The organism is Gaetbulibacter sp. M235 (assembly GCF_043876835.1).
Taxonomy (GTDB): domain Bacteria; phylum Bacteroidota; class Bacteroidia; order Flavobacteriales; family Flavobacteriaceae; genus Yeosuana.
Map to the genome: position 1 here is coordinate 1 of NZ_JBAWJZ010000018.1, position 4,514 is coordinate 4,514.

Annotated in this window: 4 protein-coding genes; all 4 read left to right on the forward strand. The window is 30.4% G+C overall.

From position 1 onward, the window contains the following. Window positions 1-92 precede the first annotated feature (92 nt). The 4 genes from V8G69_RS16290 to V8G69_RS16305 all read left to right on the forward strand — a co-directional run bounded on the left by V8G69_RS16290 (window position 93) and on the right by V8G69_RS16305 (window position 4,225). Window positions 93-698 (forward strand): hypothetical protein, encoded by a 606-nt coding sequence (locus V8G69_RS16290; protein ID WP_394883232.1) that lies wholly within the window; start codon window positions 93-95, stop codon window positions 696-698. A 593-nt stretch (window positions 699-1,291) separates the two neighbouring features. After that, window positions 1,292-1,747: a hypothetical protein gene (locus tag V8G69_RS16295; protein WP_394883233.1), complete on the forward strand. Its 456-nt coding sequence runs from the start codon at window positions 1,292-1,294 to the stop codon at window positions 1,745-1,747. Window positions 1,748-1,898: 151 nt separating this feature from the next. Beyond that, entirely contained in the window at window positions 1,899-3,566 is a 1,668-nt protein-coding gene (locus V8G69_RS16300) for a S41 family peptidase (RefSeq protein WP_394883234.1), read from the forward strand. 221 nt (window positions 3,567-3,787) lie between these two features. Continuing rightward, window positions 3,788-4,225, forward strand: a complete 438-nt coding sequence (locus V8G69_RS16305; protein ID WP_394883235.1) for a hypothetical protein — start codon at window positions 3,788-3,790, stop codon at window positions 4,223-4,225. The last annotated feature ends 289 nt before the right edge of the window (window positions 4,226-4,514 follow it).

Here is a 4,514-nt window from a genome sequence, read left to right on the forward strand (position 1 = left end):
TAAAACACCTAATATGGTATACAAATTAACAGCGTAAATCAATTTTTAACCTGTAGCCATATTTCAGGACTAGACATATAAAAAATCAAACAATGAATTCACTTTCAACCTTTGTAGTTTCCTTTTTTATCCCAGGAATTGGACAATTAATTTTAAAAGATTATACCAAAGGAATTATTATTTTAATATTGCTTTTTTTATCCCCCTATTTAATTATAACAACTGACTTATTTGATTTTATACCGATTTGGTCACCATATATAATTTTAATGATTTGGTCAATTTTTGACATTTTTGATAAAATAGAAAAAATAGAAGGAAGAAAATCTGCTAGTAGAAAACTAGCATTGAGCGTTCTTATAACTTTAATTATAATTCCCGCTACCTTGTTCCTTCTTTTTTCTGGCCTTTTTAAAGGCGCAAAGTTTTTGACAAACGAATATCTCAATGAAGATAGGACAAAAAAGGAAATGAATGAAATTTCTGTTAATCTAGAAAAACACAGAAACCATTATGGGTTTTACCCTGCCAATTATCATCTTTTCATATCTCAAAAACCAATTTGGTCGAGTTGGAAAGCTGATAGTTGGAATAATCCATATAATTATGAGCTAAAGGATTCATTAAACTATCAACTAATTTCGGCTGGAAAAGACGGAATTTTCAATAACGAAGACGATTTAAAACGTACTAATTAAAATACTGTGCCTGACATTGTATAAAAATAATGCGTAAGTTTATTCCTAAATCAAAAGTTAGTGCTTGTTTGCTTGCATCTGATTTTCCTTCGGAAAATCCTCGCACTCAAACTACGCACTATTCTTATACGTAACCGTTGTGTTTCATTGCGCAACGCACTCGATTCGAAAAAACCTAGTTTTATTTTCGGATTTTTTTTTGAATTTTAAGCAAGTAAAAACAGAAAAATCATATTGCGGAATTCAAAAAATAACGTTGAATTCTCACTCAAACGTGAAATAAAAATCTCATCGGACTTTTAGAATCTTTACGGATTAAAAAATCAAAAAATATCTGACTGACCAAAGCAGTGCGCAACTGTTGCGGCGGACTTATTAGCTAAACACAAAAAAAAAAATTGACAACCGACCAAAAATTGTAAGAAAAAAAACAACGAAAACACAACACCGCATATAAAAAATTGCTAGTTTTAGCTTAACCAATGTTAGTTGCTTTGTTTGCTAGCTTCTGATTTTCCTTCGGAAAATCCTCGCACACAAACACGCAACTTTCCATATACCAAACGTTGGCAAACATTTGACAAAACCACAAAATGATAGACTTTAGATTAAGATTTTTTTTAATAACTGTGTTTTTATGTCAATTAACTTTTGGCCAGAAAATAATTAAATCTGACATCATTGGAACTTGGCAATTGTCTGAAAACAAAAAACCTGAGGCTAAAAAAATTGATGTTGGGGAATTAGTCCTATTTGACGAAAAAGGAGACACTTTACGCACAGAAAAAAATAAAACTCCTGAAATTAATGACAAAAGATTTGGTAATATTTACCTGAAAATAGAAAAAAAATATTTAGTCCTCTATTTTGGAGGTCTTGGTGAAAAGTTAGAGTATGTACTTAATGGAAATATTTTAAAACTTGAAGATAAAAGACAGTTTAAAATAATTGAATTATCAAAAAACACTATGTTGATATCTGACCCGAGACCTTTAATTTATAACAAAGTTGAGGTTGACCTTTCTGATTATCAATTAATAAAAAATTAAAAACGATTTGCCAACACCGTGTATAAAAAATTGCTAGTTTTAGCTAAATCAAAGTTAGTTGCTCGTTTACTTGCTTCTGATTTTCCCTCGGAAAATCCTCGCCCGTAAACTCGCAACTTTTCATACACAAGACCGTTGGCAACAATATGGTATGAAAAAAGCACTATTTCTCTTATTCATAATTTCGATAACTTTAAGTAGTTGCGGACAAACTGATTCAGTTTATAATGACAAACTTGCAACAACTGCAAAAATTTGGGGTTTTTTAAAATATTATCATCCAGAAGTTGGAAAAGGTAAATTCAATTGGGACGACCAACTATTTCAAATCTTACCAAAAATTGCACAGGCTAAAAACAAACAAGAACTTTCAAACATCTATCTGAAATGGATTAATTCATTAGGGGAAATTGAAATTTGCAAAGAATGTACTTCAAAAGAAAATAAAGACTATTTTGGTAAAAACTTTGACCTTACTTGGATTAAAGATTCCACGGTTTTCTCTAATGAACTCATTTCAAAACTAACGTTTATTGAAAAAAATAGATTTCAAGGAAACAACCACTATGTTTCTTCTTTTTCTGGTGTTGGCAATATCAAAATTCAAAATGAACCGGAATACCCAGATTTTAGTTGGGAAAATGAACAATTAAGATTGTTATCTCTATTTCGATATTGGAATTACATTGAATATTTTTTTCCATACAAATATCAAATGGACAAAGACTGGGATATGGTTTTGAAGGAATCAATTCCAAACTTCTCAAATCCAAAAAGCGAAACCGATTATCATCTTGCTATGCTTGAACTAATAGTTAATATTAATGACAGCCACGGTTATTTTTCATCAAACTTAATAAATGACCATTTTGGTTCAAATTTCATTCCTGCCAAATTTCAAATTATTGATAAGAAAGCTATCATAACTGGTTTTTATAATGAACGTTTAGCCAAAGAAAATGACTTGCAAATCGGAGATGTAATTCTCAAAGTGGACGGAAAAAAAATAGAAACCATCTTAAATGAAAACTATAAGTACATTAATGGTTCAAATGCTTCGGTTAAGCTGAGAAATGCGAATGCGAGAGTTTTTAATGGTTCAACTAATTCGGTCAAAATTACATTTGAGAGGAATAATAAAATTCAAGAAAAAAGAATTCAACGCTATCCTTTTTACCAATTAAATTTCAAGATATATCATAAGTACACTTACGAAAACCCTATTGAAGAAAAATATAAAATTCTTACGCAGAATATTGGCTATGTTGATATGGGAAAAGTTGAGATTGAAGATGTATCCGTAATTATGGATTCACTAATCAATACCAAGGCAATTATTTTCGATATAAGAAACTATCCTAAAGGGACAATGTATTCAATCATAAATTATATTACTTCCAAGAAAAACGCATTTTATAAAGTAACTTATCCAGATTTAAACTATCCAGGTAAATTCATATGGAGAGAAGGCAATCAATTCGGAAAAAATGGGAAATTAGTATATAAAGGGAAGGTAATTTTATTAGTTAATGAAAAAACCCAAAGTCACGCTGAATTTACAACTATGTGTTTACAAACTGGAGAAAACGTTACAACAATTGGAAGTCAAACTTCAGGAGCTGACGGAAATGTAAGTAGTATAGAAATGGTAGGCGGATATAAAACAGCAATTAGTGGAATTGGTATATTTTATCCTGACAATACAGAAACCCAAAGAAAAGGAGTGAAAATCGACATTGAAATTAAACCAACAATTCAAGGAATAATTGATGGAAAGGATGAAGTTCTTGAAAAAGCAATAGAATATATTAATAATTAAAATACTGTTGCCAACACAGTGTATAATTAATGGCTAGTTTTAGCTTGCCTCGAAAATCCTCGCGGATTTTCTATTTGGTTTGTATTTGCTAAATTAGGTGCTTAAACACGCCACTAATCATACACAAGACCGTTGGCAATAATTATGACCAAATGAGAAACCTATTGATTTTATTAATGTTTTTTACTTTCAACCAACTGATTTCGCAAGAAATAATCGGAATGAAAGAAACCTACATTGAGAATAATTTGGTCTATAAAAGCTCAAATAATGAACTCTTTACTGGAATTGCTCAAAGCAAAAAGAAAAATGGACATTTAGTTTATGAAGAAGTGTATGAAAATGGTGTTATTTTTTTCAGCAATCTTTATTTCAATGGAAAAGAAAAAAGAATCTCAAATAAAACTATTTACAACCAGAATAAACCCTTTACTCCTTCCAAAAAAAATGAATACCATTTAGACGGATCAATTTTCCAAATTATACACTATAATAAAGATGGTATAAAAATACTTTTCGAATCTTATAAAAATGGAAAACTCATATACAGCTGTCAATACAGTGGAAAAAAGAAACACGGATTTGAAATAGGCTATGACGAGAACAATCAACAGGAGATATGTAAAATTGAATACTCAAACGGGAAAAAAATAAAATAACTATTGCCAACACCGTGTAAAAATAATTGCTTGGTTCTAGCCTACTCGGAAAATCCTGCGGATTTTCCTCTGGTTCATTCCATTTTTAGTAAGTTAGTTGCTTGCACACGCAACTATCCTTACACAAACACGTTGTACACCATTTTGCCCCGTCCTGAATAAAGGCTACATAATTTTAAACATTATGTACAAAAACGACAAAGTAATCAGATGGTATTCAGAACCTTTTAAACTGAAAATTTTAGACGAACTTACCACAGGAAAACTAAACAAAAACCAATTAGGCAAA